This window comes from Pseudaestuariivita atlantica (assembly GCF_001205715.1).
GTDB lineage: Bacteria > Pseudomonadota > Alphaproteobacteria > Rhodobacterales > Rhodobacteraceae > Pseudaestuariivita > Pseudaestuariivita atlantica.
The window spans coordinates 1-15,501 of sequence record NZ_AQQZ01000008.1; the positions used below are offsets into that span (position 1 = coordinate 1).

Annotated in this window: 14 protein-coding genes, 1 tRNA gene and 2 pseudogenes; 8 read left to right on the top strand and 9 right to left on the bottom strand. The window is 65.8% G+C overall.

Annotated elements, in window-relative coordinates; all coding sequences use genetic code 11:
- Positions 1 to 559 precede the first annotated feature (559 nt).
- Positions 560 to 1,396 (top strand): annotated as a pseudogene (locus ATO11_RS15845) (protein NO VEIN domain-containing protein).
- A gap of 420 nt (positions 1,397 to 1,816) precedes the next feature.
- On the opposite strand, the pseudogene ATO11_RS22535 reads toward ATO11_RS15845, so the two are convergent.
- The 5 genes and pseudogenes from ATO11_RS22535 to ychF all read right to left on the bottom strand — a co-directional run.
- Positions 1,817 to 1,996, bottom strand: a pseudogene (locus tag ATO11_RS22535) (DUF6538 domain-containing protein); the annotation flags it as partial.
- A 124-nt stretch (positions 1,997 to 2,120) separates the two neighbouring features.
- A tRNA-Ser gene (locus tag ATO11_RS15855) sits at positions 2,121 to 2,210 on the bottom strand.
- 163 nt (positions 2,211 to 2,373) lie between these two features.
- The gene (locus ATO11_RS15860; protein ID WP_134643141.1) at positions 2,374 to 2,601 is read right to left on the bottom strand and encodes a hypothetical protein; all 228 of its coding nucleotides are present in this window, start codon (positions 2,599 to 2,601) and stop codon (positions 2,374 to 2,376) included.
- A 104-nt stretch (positions 2,602 to 2,705) separates the two neighbouring features.
- Complete coding sequence (gene yghU, locus ATO11_RS15865) at positions 2,706 to 3,566, bottom strand: glutathione-dependent disulfide-bond oxidoreductase (protein WP_050531897.1); 861 nt, start codon at positions 3,564 to 3,566, stop codon at positions 2,706 to 2,708.
- A gap of 190 nt (positions 3,567 to 3,756) precedes the next feature.
- Positions 3,757 to 4,854, bottom strand: a complete 1,098-nt coding sequence (gene ychF / locus ATO11_RS15870) for a redox-regulated ATPase YchF (protein WP_050531898.1) — start codon at positions 4,852 to 4,854, stop codon at positions 3,757 to 3,759.
- A 278-nt stretch (positions 4,855 to 5,132) separates the two neighbouring features.
- On the opposite strand from ychF, the gene ATO11_RS15875 reads away from it, so the two are divergent.
- Genes ATO11_RS15875 through ATO11_RS15890 form a run of 4 tightly spaced genes read left to right on the top strand, consistent with a single transcriptional unit; the run spans position 5,133 to position 7,096 of the window.
- A complete protein-coding gene (locus ATO11_RS15875; RefSeq protein ID WP_050531899.1) occupies positions 5,133 to 5,315 on the top strand; it encodes a hypothetical protein in 183 nt (60 codons plus the stop codon).
- Positions 5,316 to 5,367: 52 nt separating this feature from the next.
- Positions 5,368 to 5,775, top strand: coding sequence for a VOC family protein (locus ATO11_RS15880; RefSeq protein ID WP_050531900.1), 408 nt, complete (start codon positions 5,368 to 5,370; stop codon positions 5,773 to 5,775).
- 56 nt (positions 5,776 to 5,831) lie between these two features.
- Positions 5,832 to 6,623 (top strand): tryptophan synthase subunit alpha, encoded by a 792-nt coding sequence (gene trpA, locus ATO11_RS15885; protein WP_050531901.1) that lies wholly within the window; start codon positions 5,832 to 5,834, stop codon positions 6,621 to 6,623.
- Entirely contained in the window at positions 6,620 to 7,096 is a 477-nt protein-coding gene (locus ATO11_RS15890; RefSeq protein ID WP_423212715.1) for a PaaI family thioesterase, read from the top strand. Before trpA ends, ATO11_RS15890 begins: the two co-directional genes overlap by 4 nt.
- Before the next feature lie 18 nt (positions 7,097 to 7,114).
- Here the strand turns inward: ATO11_RS15890 and ATO11_RS15895 are convergent, their stop codons facing one another.
- The 3 genes from ATO11_RS15895 to ATO11_RS15905 form a co-directional block, all read right to left on the bottom strand.
- Positions 7,115 to 7,648: a DUF4177 domain-containing protein gene (locus ATO11_RS15895; protein ID WP_050531902.1), complete on the bottom strand. Its 534-nt coding sequence runs from the start codon at positions 7,646 to 7,648 to the stop codon at positions 7,115 to 7,117.
- A 97-nt stretch (positions 7,649 to 7,745) separates the two neighbouring features.
- Positions 7,746 to 8,036, bottom strand: a complete 291-nt coding sequence (locus ATO11_RS15900) for a CBU_0592 family membrane protein (RefSeq protein WP_050531903.1) — start codon at positions 8,034 to 8,036, stop codon at positions 7,746 to 7,748.
- Positions 8,037 to 8,126: 90 nt separating this feature from the next.
- Positions 8,127 to 9,881, bottom strand: a complete 1,755-nt coding sequence (locus tag ATO11_RS15905) for a bifunctional helix-turn-helix transcriptional regulator/alpha/beta hydrolase (RefSeq protein WP_050531904.1) — start codon at positions 9,879 to 9,881, stop codon at positions 8,127 to 8,129.
- 246 nt (positions 9,882 to 10,127) lie between these two features.
- Between ATO11_RS15905 and ATO11_RS15910 the strand changes: the two genes are divergently transcribed.
- Entirely contained in the window at positions 10,128 to 11,915 is a 1,788-nt protein-coding gene (locus ATO11_RS15910) for an aminopeptidase P family protein (RefSeq protein WP_050531905.1), read from the top strand.
- 80 nt (positions 11,916 to 11,995) lie between these two features.
- The gene (locus tag ATO11_RS15915) at positions 11,996 to 12,340 is read left to right on the top strand and encodes a DUF427 domain-containing protein (protein ID WP_050531906.1); all 345 of its coding nucleotides are present in this window, start codon (positions 11,996 to 11,998) and stop codon (positions 12,338 to 12,340) included.
- Positions 12,341 to 12,347: 7 nt separating this feature from the next.
- Here ATO11_RS15915 and ATO11_RS15920 read toward each other — a convergent pair whose 3' ends face one another.
- Entirely contained in the window at positions 12,348 to 14,075 is a 1,728-nt protein-coding gene (locus tag ATO11_RS15920) for a chloride channel protein (RefSeq protein WP_082176394.1), read from the bottom strand.
- Positions 14,076 to 14,115: 40 nt separating this feature from the next.
- On the opposite strand from ATO11_RS15920, the gene ATO11_RS15925 reads away from it, so the two are divergent.
- Complete coding sequence (locus tag ATO11_RS15925; protein ID WP_050531907.1) at positions 14,116 to 15,486, top strand: FAD-binding oxidoreductase; 1,371 nt, start codon at positions 14,116 to 14,118, stop codon at positions 15,484 to 15,486.
- The last annotated feature ends 15 nt before the right edge of the window (positions 15,487 to 15,501 follow it).

Consider the following 15,501-nt stretch of genomic DNA (forward strand, 5'->3'; position numbering starts at 1 on the left):
AGCCTAACTATTGAACCAGAAACTCTCCGGTAAACCCGGGGCGGTTCAGATTGCCTCGTCGAAAGTCGATGAACTGTGGCCCCGTGCCAGCCCTTGGACGCTGTCAACAAAGTAGCTATTCACGACTTCACGGACGTCCGATGATCGCTCCTCGTAAAACTCTACCTCGTCGCGCCGCTGATCAGAGACATTTTCTTCGATCAAGTAGTTCCGACCGATACAACGTTCGTCAGGATCGGGTGACCTTGCGAGCAAAACGACTGAGTCGTTCAATTCTGTTCGAATGAACTGCACGACGTCTCCTGGGCTCTTTCAACACAAAACGGCGCCGGATAGCCGACGCCAGTGCACATAAACTATTCGATAGAACCGACGAAGAGAAGCCCTTCTGACTCGGCGTCGGCTGCTGAGCGCTGAAGGCATTTGCTATCAGGCGCTAACCAAGCACTCTGGGCAATTTGTACCGCTTGTCCAATGACTCACTTGGCGAGGCGAGCGCTGTCAGCGGCTGCAGTGGGCTATTGGTGACATCGGTAAAGCCGTACCTTAGCCTGGCATGATGTCGAGCCAAGCGTGGACAGATGCCGAGAACGACCTGATCGTCGCGGATTACTTCGCTATGCTGGCCGACGACGTGGCAGGCCGCCCCTACAACAAAGCGGAGCATCGGCGGCAGCTTCTACCGCGCCTGAACGACCGCTCGGACGGGTCCGTCGAGTACAAACACCAGTATGTCAGCGCCGTGCTCAAGGGACTCGGCGAGGCGTGGATCATGGGGTACAAACCTTCCTTCAACTTCCAGACCAGCCTGATCGTCGCAGTCTTGCGATGGTTGGCGCTCAACCCCGATTGGACGCAACGCACCCTCTCTTCGCGGCCACTCGAAGGTATCGCCGAGGCGGCGCAACTCTGGGTCGGGCCTGCACCTGCTCTGACCAACTAGCCACCGCCCGACGAGCTCGAGCAGATGCTCCACATCGCCAAGAAATTAGACGTGGCCGCGCGGGATGAACGCAACCGTGCCATTGGCAAGGCTGGGGAGGAACGTGTCTTGAAGCACGAGCGTGACACGCTGACTGCAGCGGGGAGGGAGGACTTAGCACAACAAATCCGCTGGGTGCCCGAAGAAGACGGGGATGGCGCGGGTTATGAAATTGCCAGTTTCGATGCAGACGGACGGCAGCGTCTCATCGAGGTGAAGATCACAAACGGGTGGGAACGCACGCCGTTCCATGTCTCGCGCAATGAACTTGCAGTGGCAGATGAACGGCACGAGGAATGGTGCTTGTTTCGCCTTTGGAACTTCGCACGAACGCCCAAAGATTTCGAGTTGCGCCCGCCGCTTGATGCGCATGTGTCGCTGACGGCGACCAGCTTTCAAGCAAGCTTTCACTGAATTGTCTTGACGAGAGAAGTCCAGCATGTCGTCGCGGGTGATGTTGGCGATCTCCTTGTTGCCGACGACAGCCACGAAGTTCTTCACCGCCTTCTTGCGCGGCGCTTCCCAGCGGCGCAGTTGGTCTTCGCTTTTGCCGAGGGTCCTCTCCTTGGCAAGCGTCCAATAAAGCTCCAGCGCCCTGGTAACCGTAATGCGCGGCTCAGGGACGGTGCCGAGAAGGGCAGCGGCTTCGATGGCATCGGGTTGCTTCACCGGGGCTGGGATCGCCTCGACGCGCTCGACGACTTCCTCAACCGGCAACTTGGCCACCGCCCCCACATCCAGATACCGAAAGCCGCGCGCCCGGGCGAGGTCGCGCGCGGCTTCGTAGCGGGCCTCTGCATCTTCACTGTTCCCGGCCAGCCGCGCCTCCCAGGCCTCGATCATCTGGGACCAGGCGCGATCCGCCTTGCTGCGCGCGATGGTCTCGGAATCGGTATGCAGGCTGATCCAGACGGTTTCGCGTGGCTCGATGCTCCGATACCGGCGCGGGACGCGACGGCGGAGGTGGTAGAGACGGCCTCGTTTTGCAATGCTCATGGCGGAGAGATCCCCCATTTGTGCAGCATATTGTGTAGCAAGATGTGCAGCAAATCAAGCGGACCAAACAACGCCATCAGCGCGAAAACGCCGAATTCCACCCTACTATCAGTTAGTTGTGTGGTAGCCTATTCGAGTAAAGTGGCGGAGACGAAGGGATTCGAACCCTCGAGACGGTTTCCCGCCTACTCCCTTAGCAGGGGAGCGCCTTCGACCACTCGGCCACGTCTCCGCTGACCTGCTTATTGGCTTGAAACGCGAGGCACAACCCGCAATCCGCATACGGCCCAGAACCCATATTCAGGCGGCCCGCGGCGTTGTAACAATATGCTTACGCATGCTTGCGTACATTGGAGCAGACAACTACATGCGCCCCATGGAGGACCGCGATGGACCTAGTCCGCGTCCAGTTTGAGTGCGAACACTGTGGGAGCACCGGTCTCGTCTTCGACCACCATCCGGCCGACGACACCATTGTCACGTGCGAGCAATGCAGCAAGGTCTTCGGGACCTTCAAGGAGCTCAAACGCAAAGCTGTCCGCAAGGCGGTCAACGCGATCATCGGTGACGTCGCTCACCGTATCAAGAAACGTTCGTGACAATTCGAACGAGCTGATCTTCATGGTTCCCTCTGGCGCAGGTTTTTCCATCAATACGGACGGCGCCCGCGTTCGGATCACCTGGAATCGCCAGAGTGCCAGAATGTCGCAGCCTGACGGCCGGGGGATCACTCTTCGGGCGCGATCTTGTCCTGCGTCTTCGTGTCGAAATCCGCGGCGGAATGGCGTTCGTGAAGCTGCAGTTCGGGCTCGCCGAAGGTGCGGTTGACCATGCGGCCGCGCAGGGTGGCTGGGCGCGCGTCGATGGTTTTTGCCCAGCGCTGCACGTGTTCATAGCTTTCGACGTCGAGGAATTCGGCGGCGGAATAAAGCCGCCCCAGCGCCAGCTGCCCGTACCACGCCCAGATCGCCATGTCGGCGATGGAATAGCTGCCCGCCATCCACTCGTTGTCCGCGAGGTGCCGGTCCAGCACGTCAAGCTGGCGCTTGGCCTCCATCGCGAACCGGTTGATCGGATATTCCCACTTCTCGGGCGCGTAGGCGTAGAAATGGCCGAACCCGCCGCCAAGATAGGGCGCGCTGCCCATCTGCCAGAAGAGCCAGTTCATCATCTCGGTCCGGGCGTGGCCACCGGGGATGAAGGCCCCGAACTTCTCGGCCAGGTGCAGCATGATCGAGGCGCTTTCGAACACCCGCAGGGGCGCATCGCCCGACCGGTCCATCAGCGCGGGGATCTTGGAGTTGGGATTGACCTCGACGAAGCCCGATCCGAACTGGTCGCCCTCGTTGATGCGAATGAGCCACGCGTCGTATTCGGCGTCATGGCCCGCCGCCAGAAGCTCCTCGAACAGCATCGTGACCTTCACGCCGTTGGGCGTGGCCAGCGAATACAGCTGGAAGGGATGCTCGCCGACCGGCAGCTCCTTCTCGTGCGTGGCGCCCGCGACGGGGCGGTTGATATTGGCGAATTGCCCGCCCGAGGCCGCCTCCCATTTCCAGACTTTCGGCGGCTCGTATGTGTCGGTCATGGGAAGGCTCCTGAGGGGTGCGTGTCGGCGCGCAGTCTAGCACGCGGGGCGCGCGAGGTGCGAGGGCATGGATGCGCAACGGCTCTTGCTCGACGCCACATCCGCAAAGGGGGTCGGCTGGCAAGCAGCCGACCTACGGCGCCGCTCTGCGGGTAGGTCGGCTGGTCCCCAGCCGACCCCGCCCAAAGGATCAGGTATTGAACAGGAAGTGCAGGACGTCGCCGTCCTTGACGGTGTAGCCCTTGCCCTCGGCCCGCATCTTGCCCGCTTCCTTGGCCGCCTGCTCGCCGCCCAGCGCGACGTAATCGTCGAAGGCGATGGTTTCGGCCCGGATGAACCCCTTCTCGAAATCGCCGTGGATCACCCCTGCCGCCTTCGGCGCCGAAGTGCCTGCCGGGATCGTCCAGGCCCGCGCCTCCTTGGGCCCGGCGGTGAAATAGGTCTCGAGGTTCAAAAGCTGGTAGCCCGCGCGGATCAGGCGATCGAGGCCCGGCTCTTCCAGCCCCATCTCGGACAGGAACATCTCCTGCTCGTCGTCGTCGAGCTGGCTGATTTCTTCCTCGATCCGGGCCGAGATGATGACATGCGCGTTGCCCTGGGCGGCGGCCATCTCGGCCACGGCGGCGGAATGTGCGTTGCCGGTCGCGGCCTCGTCCTCGGCCACGTTGCAGACGTAGAGGACGGGCTTGGTGGTCAGAAGCTGCAGCATCGACCATTGCCTGGCGTCTTCGTCCGACACCTCGACCGTGCGGGCGGGCTGGCCGTTTTCCAGGGCTTCCATCGCCGCCTTCATCAGGCGTTCCTGCTGCACCGCCTCCTTGTCGCCGCCGCGCACCTTGCGCACGATGTTCTGCAACCGCTTTTCGAGGCTCTCGATATCGGCCAGCATCAGTTCGGTTTCGATCGTCTCGGCATCGGCGACCGGGTCCACCCGGCCCTCGACATGTGTGACGTCGCCGTCCTCGAAACAGCGCAGCACGTGGGCGATGGCGTCGACCTCGCGGATATTGGCGAGGAACTGGTTGCCGAGGCCCTCGCCCTTGGACGCGCCCTTCACCAGCCCCGCGATGTCGACAAAGGTCATGCGCGCCGGGATCACCTGCCGGCTTTTCGCGATCTCGGCCAGTTTGTCGAGCCGCGCGTCGGGCACCGCCACGTCGCCCACGTTGGGTTCGATCGTGCAGAACGGAAAGTTCGCGGCCTGCGCGGCGGCGGTTTTGGTCAGGGCGTTGAAAAGCGTCGATTTTCCGACGTTCGGAAGCCCGACGATACCCATCTTGAAACCCATCTGCGCGCCCCTTTGCTGTGCCGCGCCCCTGTTAGAGCCGCGAACCGCAGGGCGCAAGGGCAGAGCCGCGCCATCGGCGGGCCGCGGTGCGTAGATCCGCACTGGGTGCTGCGCGCTTTATTGTTGCCAAACCCGAACGACGCCCAAGCGGTGCACCAAGATCTGCCAGATCGACGCGCCGGGGGGCGGCCCGTCGATGGCGCGGCGGCCTGCGGCCTTGATTCCGCGCCGGACCGGAGCTCCTATCGTCGCGGCCGCAATCGTGCTATTTTGCCAACATGCGACGCCCACCCAAACCCGAAAGCTTTGACCGGTTCTACATGTCCAAGGTCGCCCTTGGCGAAAATTGCGGCTGTGCCGAGCGGGTGATCGACCACCGCGATATCGAACGCGCCAAGCGCGACGCGGCCCTGCGCGGCCCCGGCCTCTTGACCCGCCTCTGGCGCCGCCTCTTCCGCTGACCGGCCACCCCGAACGCGGTAGCCTGCCCGCGACCTGACGGGAGCCACGACCATGAAGCTCAACCCCTACATCACCTTCGACGGCACCGCCCGCGCGGCCATCACCCATTACGCGCAGGTGTTCGACCGCGAGGTGCCCGACATGATGACCTTCGGCGACATGCCGGGCGACATGCCATGGGTGACCGACGCCAACCGCGACCGCATCGCGCATGCGCGGCTCGACCTCGGCGGCGTGATGCTGATGGTCTCGGATACCGGCGGGACCGAACCCTTCGCTGGCCATAACGGCATGGCGATCAATGTCTCGGTCGACAGTGTCGAGGATGGCCGCGCGCTGTTCGACAGGCTGAGCGACGGCGGCGAGGTCACCATGCCGTTCGAGCCCACCTTCTGGGCCAAGGGTTTCGGCACCTGCCGCGACCGCTTCGGCGTCGGCTGGATGGTGAATGTCGAGTAGGCGTTGACCTTTCCGCCCGCCCCCGGCACATCTGGCACGCCAGAAGGGGAGCGGACATGTCTCGGATCGACGCGAAATTTGCAGAACTGCGCAAGGCGGGGAAAAAGGCCTTTGTTTCTTACGTCATGGCCGGCGATCCCGATTATGACACCGCGCTGGAAGTGGTCAAAGGCCTGCCCGGCGCGGGCGTCGACGTGATCGAACTGGGCCTGCCCTTCACCGATCCCATGGCCGATGGCCCCACGATCCAGCTTGCGGGGCAACGCGCGCTCGAAGCAGGCATGACGCTGCAGCGCACGCTGCAGATGGTGCGCGATTTCCGCGAAGGCGACAGCGACACGCCCATAGTGCTGATGGGGTATTACAACCCGATCTATTCGCGCGGCGTCGACCGGTTCCTCGAAGAGGCGAAGGAAGCGGGCATCGACGGGCTGATCGTCGTGGACCTGCCGCCCGAGGAAGACAGCGAATTGTGCATCCCCGCGCAGGCGGCGGGCCTGAACTTCATCCGCCTCGCCACGCCCACGACCGACGACAAGCGCCTGCCCAAGGTGCTGCAGAACACGTCCGGTTTCGTCTATTACGTCTCGATCACCGGGATCACCGGGGCGGCGGCGGCGCAGTCGGGCGATGTCGGTCCGGAAGTCGCGCGCATCAAGGCCGCGACCGACCTGCCGGTGATCGTGGGTTTCGGCATCCGCACGCCCGAGACCGCGCGCGAGATCGCCTCGGTCGCCGATGGCGCCGTCGTGGGATCGGCCATCGTGTCGGAAATCGCCGAGGGCAAATCCCCGGCCGAGGTGCTGTCCTTCGTCAAATCCCTCGCCGACGGGGCCCATTCAGCGTGAAATACGCCGCGGGACCAGACGACCTGCTGACCACGGCCGAGATGCTTGGCATGACCGGGCTCGCCTTCATGCAGGGCGTGCTCGACGGCACCCTGCCCGCCCCACCCATCGGCAAGACGCTCAACTATCGCGTGACCGACGTCGCGCCGGGCGCGGTCACGTTCGAGGGCAGCCCGACCTTTGACCATTGCAACCCGATCGGCACGGTGCACGGCGGCTGGTACGGCACGCTGCTCGACAGCTGCATGGCCTGCGCGGTGATGACGATGCTGGAAAAGGGAACGGGCTATACCACGCTGGAATACAAGGTGAATATCACCCGTACCGTCCCGCTGGGCATGCAGGTCGCGGCGCGTGGCGTGGTGCAGCACATGGGCCGGTCCACCGGCGTCGCCAACGGAGAGTTGCGCGGGGTCGAGGATGGCAAGCTTTATGCGACCGGATCGACCACCTGCATCGTCCTGCGCCCCTAGGCGCTGACGCGGGCGCTTTTATTCTGCCGCAACATCCGACTTGGCGCGTGCCGCCATCTGGCGCGCACGCTCCAGCAAGGCCGGGCTCATCCGCTGGGTTGCCTTGCTGCGCTTGGTCTTGGGTTCGGGGGCCGGAGCGGGTTTGACCTCGTCCACCGGCGGCGCATCCTGCACCACGCTCAGATCGGCGCGTGCCGGGCGGACGGGCGTCACCTTTGCCTCAGCCACCGGCGCAGGCGCGGGCTCGGCCAGCGGCGGCAGCGCCGGGGCCTGCGCGGGCGTTTCAAGCTGGCGGGGGCGGAACGCGGCCACGTCGTCGGGACGCGCCCGGCGAAAGATCAGCATCGTCTGGTAGGTTGTGGTCGGCCCGTTCAGCGCGCTGCGCTCTTCGCAGGGCAGCGTGTCGCTGCGCTGGTATTCCCAGCCGCCTTCGGCCATCTCGTTCATCACGCGTTCCATGGCCAGCGCGAACCGGGCCTCGACGCCGCGAACGCCCCGCGCCTTCTGTCCGCGCTGCGGCGCGGGAACCACCTTGTATTCGAACGACGTCATGTTGCGTGTCAGCCCCGGATGAACCCGTACCAGCCTAGCAGGCGGCGCAGGCCAAATCCAAAACCGATCCGTCACAACACTGTTTACGGTTCGGAAATCACGTTGGCTGGAAAATGCGCGGCCGACGCAGTCGCAAGACCGCGCCGACCGTGCCGATGGTGATCCACGACACCTGGATCATTGCTGATGCCAGGTTCCACTCCGCCGCGAGGCTCACCAACACGAGGGACGCTGCCAATACATTGGAGAGGGGATACATCAGGCCCTGGCCTTCAATAAGCTCCAACTGCAGCGCGGCGAAACTCGCCATATACAATAAAAATCCGGCCACTCCCGCCGCCTTGCACAGCAGCACAACGTCGAGACCGTAAAGGTACTCATTGAACATCTTGATAAAATCTCTGCTTCAATACCCGTGACCTTGCCCGGTCAGGCGCGGCCCCACATCCCCCAAATGGGGTAAAATGAAGGCAAAGGGTCAGAGATATCGCAGGATCAGCGCCAGCGCGTCACGCCAGTGGCGAAAAAACAGAAGCTGGCCCGCGTCTTCGTAGAGCTTGAATTCGATCCACGGATGGGCGGCGGCATGTTCGGCAATCGTGTCGGGATGCATGCCGGGGTCCTGCAACCCGTTGAGCGAATGGTAGGGGAAGCGCCCCTCGCTCCATTTAAGCAGCTTCGGCAGGTCGGGGCCGTGCTCCCACAGGGTCTGCCGGGTAAAGCCGTCATGCGCGGAATGGGTGTCCGACAGGCAGACCTCGGACCCGGTCACCAGCGCCTCGAACACCTCTTCATCCTCGAAAGTGGCGATGTCGGCGGGGCTTTCGCCGAAGACCGAATGCACGAAGGCGCGCTTGCCGCCGCGCCGCGCAAGGTGGAACCCCGCCTTGACGAGGAACGGCAGCAGATGCGGCGTATACCGCGCGCCTGCCTGGATAAACCGGTGCCATTTGTGCATCCGCTCCACCTGTTCCGAGGTGACGCAGGGAAAGTACCCGCCCGCCGCGACGATGGCGGTGACGGTGCCGGGGCGCAGTTGTTCCAGCCGCAGCGCGATCATGTGATCGGCGGCCAGCGCGAGGACAGGGCAGGATGTGACGCCCTCCTCGTCCAGCACGCGGATGGCGTCGCGCGCCGCGACATCACCGAAATTCGCGCCCTTGGGTGTCGGGTCGGAATGGCCGAAGCCACCGCGCACCGGCACGATGACCTTCAGGCCGAGCCGCGCCGCCTCGGCCTCGGCCGACACGGTCCAGCGGACGAACCCGAAATCCATGTGGAAGAACAGGACCGGCGTGCCCTTGGGATCGCCGAGGATGAGGTAGTCGATGGCGCGGTCGTCCGCGTCGAACACGGTGCGGAAGGGCAAGGGCTCCAGCTGGCCAAGGCCCTGGCTGATGAGACGCGGGCCGGGCTGGGCGTCTTCGGTCGCGCCCGCGATGTCCATCATCGACAGGGCAAGGCGGATCAGTTCGATCTGGCTGCGGGTTTCGGTCTTGCCGAGGATCGCCTTGATCTGCGCCCGGACGGTTTCGACCGACCGGCCCCGCGTTTCGGCTATGTCCTTGACACTACAGCATTCCACCAGCAGGCGGACCACGTCCGTCTCGGCCGCGGACAGGCTGAACGCCTCGGCCAGGATGTCGCCGAACCCCTTGGGCCAGCGCAGGTCCGAGGTCACCGCGATCACGATGGGTTCGCCCGAGGCGCGGGCGGCGCGGCGCATGTGGAAGACGATGAACTGGCCTTCTTCCTCACGCCGGACGCGGAAGACCGACGGCTCGGAGGACGCATCGCCCAGCATCCGCGCGATCTGACGCGCAAGCGCCGCGCGGTCCTCGGCTTCGAGCGGGAAGGAGGTCAGCCGCGCGCCCTGCCCCGTGCCCAGGAGGTGCGCCGCGGCCTCGTTCAGCCCGGCCACGTCCAGCCGTTCCGAGATCACGACCGCCGCAACCGTGTCAAACTGTTGAAGCAAAAGCGCGATTTCGTCCGTGCTGCGCTTGGCGCCCATACCTTCGAGCACCGCGTCGGCGCGTTCGAAATGGCCCACGATCCCCGGCTCGTCCAGAAGCAGCGTGGCGTCCTGCGCCTGCCGCAGGGGGGCAACGGTACTTTCCCACTTGTCGAGAAGGTCCTCGTACCGCGACGGGTCAAGCGCCACGTCGTAGACGCGCCCGATCAGGTCGTCGATATCGGCGTCGCCGCCGTCTCTCTGGCTGGCCTTCGCGGTCATGATGCTCCCCTTGCCCGTTCGAGGATAGGCCGCCAAGGGCCCTCGGCAAAGGCGGGTATTCCGGACGAATTGGACGGATCGGGGAGAGTTATCCACACGCCTTGCACCCATGGGTGGTGCGCGTGTTCTGCTCAAACTGCACAGAACACCCCCCGAAAATGAGCAGATGGCCCGGCGCGCATTTCCCTTCGCCACGCCCTGCATTAGGCTCGCCCGAACGCCGCCCGGCAAAAGGACGCTCACCGGATGTTCCAGACCTTTTCCTCCTCTGCCTCTCCCGACCAGGGACCGCCCCGGCTGGCCGCGCTGCGCGGCGCGATGGAGGCGGCTGGGCTTGACGGGTTCCTCGTGCCCAAGGCCGACCGGCACCAGGGCGAATACGTGGCCCCGTGTGACGAGCGGCTGACATGGCTGACGGGGTTCACCGGGTCGGCAGGGTTCGCCTGTGTCCTGAAAGACGTGGCGGGCGTGTTCGTGGACGGGCGCTACCGGGTGCAGGTGCGGGCGCAGGTGGCCGACGTGTTCACGCCGGTCGACTGGCCCGAGGTGGGGCTGGCCGACTGGCTGAAGGCGCAGAACGCGACCGGCAAGCTGGGCTATGACCCGTGGCTGCACACGGTGCGGGAGGTCGAGGCGCTGGAACAGGCGCTGGACGGGCGCGACCTGGCGCTGGAGCCGGTCACGAACCTGATCGACCCGCTGTGGGCCGACCGGCCCGACCCGCCCGCCGCGCCGGTCGTCGATTACCCGGTCAGCCATGCCGGCACCTCGTCACGGGCCAAGCGCGCCTCTGCCGCCAAGACCTTGCGAGAGGCAGGACACCGCGCGGCGATCCTGACCCTGCCGGATTCGATCTGCTGGCTTCTGAACATCCGCGGCGCGGACATTCCGCGCATCCCCATCGTGCAGGCCTTTGCCGTCCTGCACGAGGACGGGCGGGTGACGGTCTATTCCAACCCGGCGAAGTTCGCGGGCCTTGACCCCGACCCGGACATCACTTTGCGCGACTGGCGGGATTTCGATGGTGACCTCGCGGCGCTTGACGGGCCTGTGCGGATCGATCCCCTGTCCTGCCCCGCCGCCGTGGCGCAGCGTCTGGACGCGGCGGGCGTGGCGGTGGCGAGGGGCGACGACCCGTGCGTTCTGCCCAAGGCCTGCAAGTCGGATGTGGAGATCGAGGGTTCCCGCGAGGCGCATCTGCGCGACGGCGCGGCGATGTGCGAGTTCCTGTGCTGGCTGGACGCGCAACCGGCGGGATCGCTGACCGAGATCGACGTGGTGCGCGCGCTGGAAGGCTACCGCCGGGCGACGAACGCGCTGCAGGACATTTCGTTCGAAACGATCGCGGGCGCGGGGCCGAACGGGGCCATCGTGCATTACCGCGTCACCGAAGAGACCAATCGCGGCGTCGGAGACGGCGAGTTGCTGCTGGTGGATTCGGGCGGGCAGTACCTTGACGGCACGACCGACATCACCCGCACCATCGCCATCGGCACCCCGCCCCAAGACGCGGCAGAGGCGTTCACCCGCGTCCTGCAGGGCATGATCGCGATCAGCCGGGTGCGGTTTCCGGGCGGTCTTGCGGGCCGCGACCTCGACGCGCTGGCGCGGGTGCCCTTGTGGGCCGCGGGGCAGGATTACGGCCACGGCACGGGCCACGGCGTGGGCGCCTACCTGAGCGTGCATGAAGGCCCGCAGCGCCTGAGCCGGATCAGCCACGTGCCCCTGCAACCGGGCATGATCCTGTCGAACGAGCCGGGTTTCTACCTTGAAGGCCGGTTCGGCATCCGGATCGAGAACCTGATCGTCGTGCAGCCCGCGCCCGACCTGCCCGGCGGCACGGTCGACGGCATGCTGCATTTCGAGACGATCACCTGGGTCCCCATCGACCGGCGCCTGATCCGGGTGGAGATGCTGACACGCGCCGAACGCGACTGGATGGATGCCTACCACGCGCAGGTGCGGGCGCGGATCGGCCCGCGATTGAGCGACGCCGCGACGGCATGGCTTGACGCGGCCACTGCCCCCCTGTGACAAGAAGCGGCAGCCTGTCCTGACATGCACCGGTTACACTGGTGCGTCAGACAGGCGTCACCGCGCGGAAAGGACACGACATGAGCAGCCATATCCGGATCGTCACGTCCCCCGGCACATGGGCCGTCCGCGCGGGTGGCGCGGTGCTGGGAGAGACCAAGTCCGCGCTGGAACTGACCGAGGGTGATTACCCGCCGGTGATCTATTTCCCGCGTGCTGATCTCGCCATGGCCTTCCTCGAACCGACCGACCACAGCACCGTCTGCCCGCACAAGGGCGAGGCGAGCTATTTTTCGATCGTGACGAAAAGCCAGACGCTGAAGAACGCCGCATGGTCCTATGAAGACCCGGCCGAGGGCGTGGAGGAGATCCGCGATCACATCGCCTTCTATCCCGGCGATTACGTGGCTATCGAACAGCTGTAGGCGCGGATCAGCTGTGTTCCTCGGCGGCGGTGGCCGCCAGCGCCTTGTTGTAGGCTTTCAGCGCATCCACCTGGTAGAGCGCGCCTTGCAGTTCGGGCGCGTGATCCTCTCCCGTCAGCGTGACCACCGGCAGGAAGGTGACCTCCATCCGGTCCATCAGCGGCAGGGCGGCCTCCAGCGTGGCGCTGGCATCGACATAGATGCCGTCGCGGATCATCTGCCAGCACGCCTCTTCATCCACCCGGCCCTCGCCCAGAGGCCGCATGACGCGGCCCACGCCGAACATCGCCAGCAGGTAGGCCTGCGGCCCGGCGGCGAGGTGGATGTTGCGGCGTTCCAGCTGGGTCAGGAAGAACGAGCGGTCGACGAGGCGGGAGGCAAGCGCCGTCGACATCGACACCGACACCATCACCGCCAGCCCGGTCTGCCAGTCGCCCGTCAGTTCGAACACGATCAGCGTGGTCGAGATCGGCGCGCCCAGCACCGCCGCCGCCACCGCGCCCATGCCCGCCAGCGCATAAAGCGTCACCGCGCCCGACGAGTCCGGGAAGACCGAGGTGGCGATCAGCCCGAAGGCAAGCCCCGTCAGCGCCCCCACCATCAGCGACGGCGAAAAGACCCCGCCGCCCATGCGCCCGCCCATGGTGACGGCCACCGCCACCACCTTGACCGCGCAGAACACCATCGCCTCGTAGACCAGCACGCTACCGGTCAGCGCCGCGATAGTCATCTCGTACCCCACGCCGATGATATGCGGGAAGGGGATCGCGATAGCGCCAAGGATCGCGCCCGCCACCACGGGCCGCATCCAGCGCGGCAAGCCCGACCGGGCCTGCAGGCCGGTGCCCGCGTCGTCGGCAATGAAGATCGCCTTCATCATCGCCACCGCCACCGTCCCGCTCACCAGTCCGAGGATCAGGAAGGCCGGCAGTTCCTGGTAGAATTCCAGCGCGCTGGTGGTGCCGAGGCTGAACTCGGTCACGTCACCGAAGACCAGCCGGTTGATGACGGTCCCTGCCGCCGAGGCGATCACGATGGGCGCGAAGGCGTGCAGCGCGAAGTGGCGCAGGATGACCTCGAGCGCGAAAAGGGCCCCCGCGATGGGCGCGTTGAACGAGGCCGACACCGCCGCCGCCACCGCGCAGCCCAGAAGGTCGCGCCCGGTGACCCCGTTGGCGTTCAACAGGTGACAGACCTTGGTCGAGATGAGCCCCGCAAGGTGCACCACCGGCCCCTCGCGGCCCGTGGAGCCCCCGGTGCCCAGCGTGATGAGCGACGCAAAGGCCGAGGCGAGGCCCGCGCGCCCTTCGACACGGCCATCGTTCAGCGCCGCGCCCTCGATCACGTCGGCGACCGACCGCACGCGCCCGTCGGGCGTGAAATGGTGCAGGATCTGGCCCACGACGAACCCGCCGAGGATCGGCACGATCAGGATCCAGTACCACGGCAGCGTCGCGGCAAAACTGTGGATCGTGGCGGTGCTGTCATTGCCGTAGACGGTGGTCTGCAACCATTCGATCCCGAACCGGAACCCCACGGCGGCCAGCGCGGCGGCGATCCCCACCGCCAGCGCGATGAACCAGAACTGGATCTGCCCCGGCCCGCGGTTGCGCAACAGCGTCCAGCCCGCGCCGATGCGCGTCGTTGCCCCCTGCAAGGCCCGTGACAAACCGACCGATCCGGCCACGGCTCCGCCTCCTTCACCCTCTCGCGCCGCGCGCCCTTCCCAAGCCATCCGCGCGCTTCTACTGTGCACGGCGGACGGGGAGGATACCATGACGATCGACACGGGGCTTGCGGCACTGTCGCCCTTGTTAGGCGAACGGCTCAGCCGGTCCAAGCCCGATCTGGACGCCCACGCCACGTCCGAGACGCACTTCGCCCCCGTCCGCCCGGACGCCGTGGCCTACCCCGAGACGACCGATGAGGTCGCAACCATCGTCGCCACCTGCGCCGAACACCTCTGCCCGGTGGTGGGCTGGGGCACCGGTACCGCGCTCGAAGGCCACGCGCTTGCCATCAAGGGCGGGCTGACCGTCGACTTCAGCCGCATGGACAAGGTGATCGAGGTCAGCCCCGAGAACATGACCGTGCGCGTCCAGCCCGGCTGCACCCGCGAGGCGCTGAACCTCGCCCTGCGCGACACGGGCCTGTTCTTCCCCGTCGATCCCGGCGCCAACGCCTCGCTCGGCGGCATGGCGGCGACCCGTGCCTCGGGCACGACGGCGGTGCGCTACGGCACGATGCGCGAAAATGTCGCGGGGCTCGAAGTGGTGCTGGCCGATGGCCGCATGATCCGCGCCGGCGGCGCGGTGCGCAAATCTTCGGCCGGGTACGACCTGACCGCGCTGATGGTCGGGTCCGAAGGCACGCTGGGCCTGATCACCGAACTGACCTTGCGCCTGCATGGCCAGCCCGAGGCGATCTCTGCCGCGATCTGCGCCTTTGCGACGATGGAAGACGCCGTCGCCGCCGTGACCGACACGATCCAGATGGGGGTGCCCATGGCGCGGATCGAGTTCCTCGACGCCGCCACCGTGCGCGCCTTCAACGCCTATGCGGGCGAGGACATGCCCGCCTGTCCGCACCTGATGCTGGAATTCCACGGCTCGGAAACACAGGTCGCCGAACAGGCACAGACCTTCGGCGAGATCGCCGCCGACCATAACGGGCGCGGTTTCCGCTGGTCATCGCACCCCGAAGAGCGCCGCGCGCTCTGGTCCATGCGCCACAACGGGTACTACGCGATCCTGCAATCGAAACCGGGCCACCGCGCGCTGGTGACCGATGTCTGCGTCCCCCTCGACCGGCTCGCCGAAGCGGTCGACGCCGCCCAAACCGACATCGCCACCTCCCGGATCGACGGCCCCATCCTCGGCCACGTGGGCGACGGCAACTTCCACGCCATCCTTTTGGTCAAGGAAGACGCCGACCTCGACGAAGCACACCGCTTGTCGGACCTGATGGTCCGCCGCGCTCTCGACATGGGCGGCACCGCGACCGGAGAACACGGCGTGGGCATCGGCAAGCTCGACTACATGGCCGCCGAACACGGCGCCGGATGGGACGTAATGGCCGATATCAAGCGCACGCTCGACCCCAATAACATCCTCAACCCCGGAAAACTCGTCCGTCTCAATGGCTGAGGCCGCTGGGGGCCA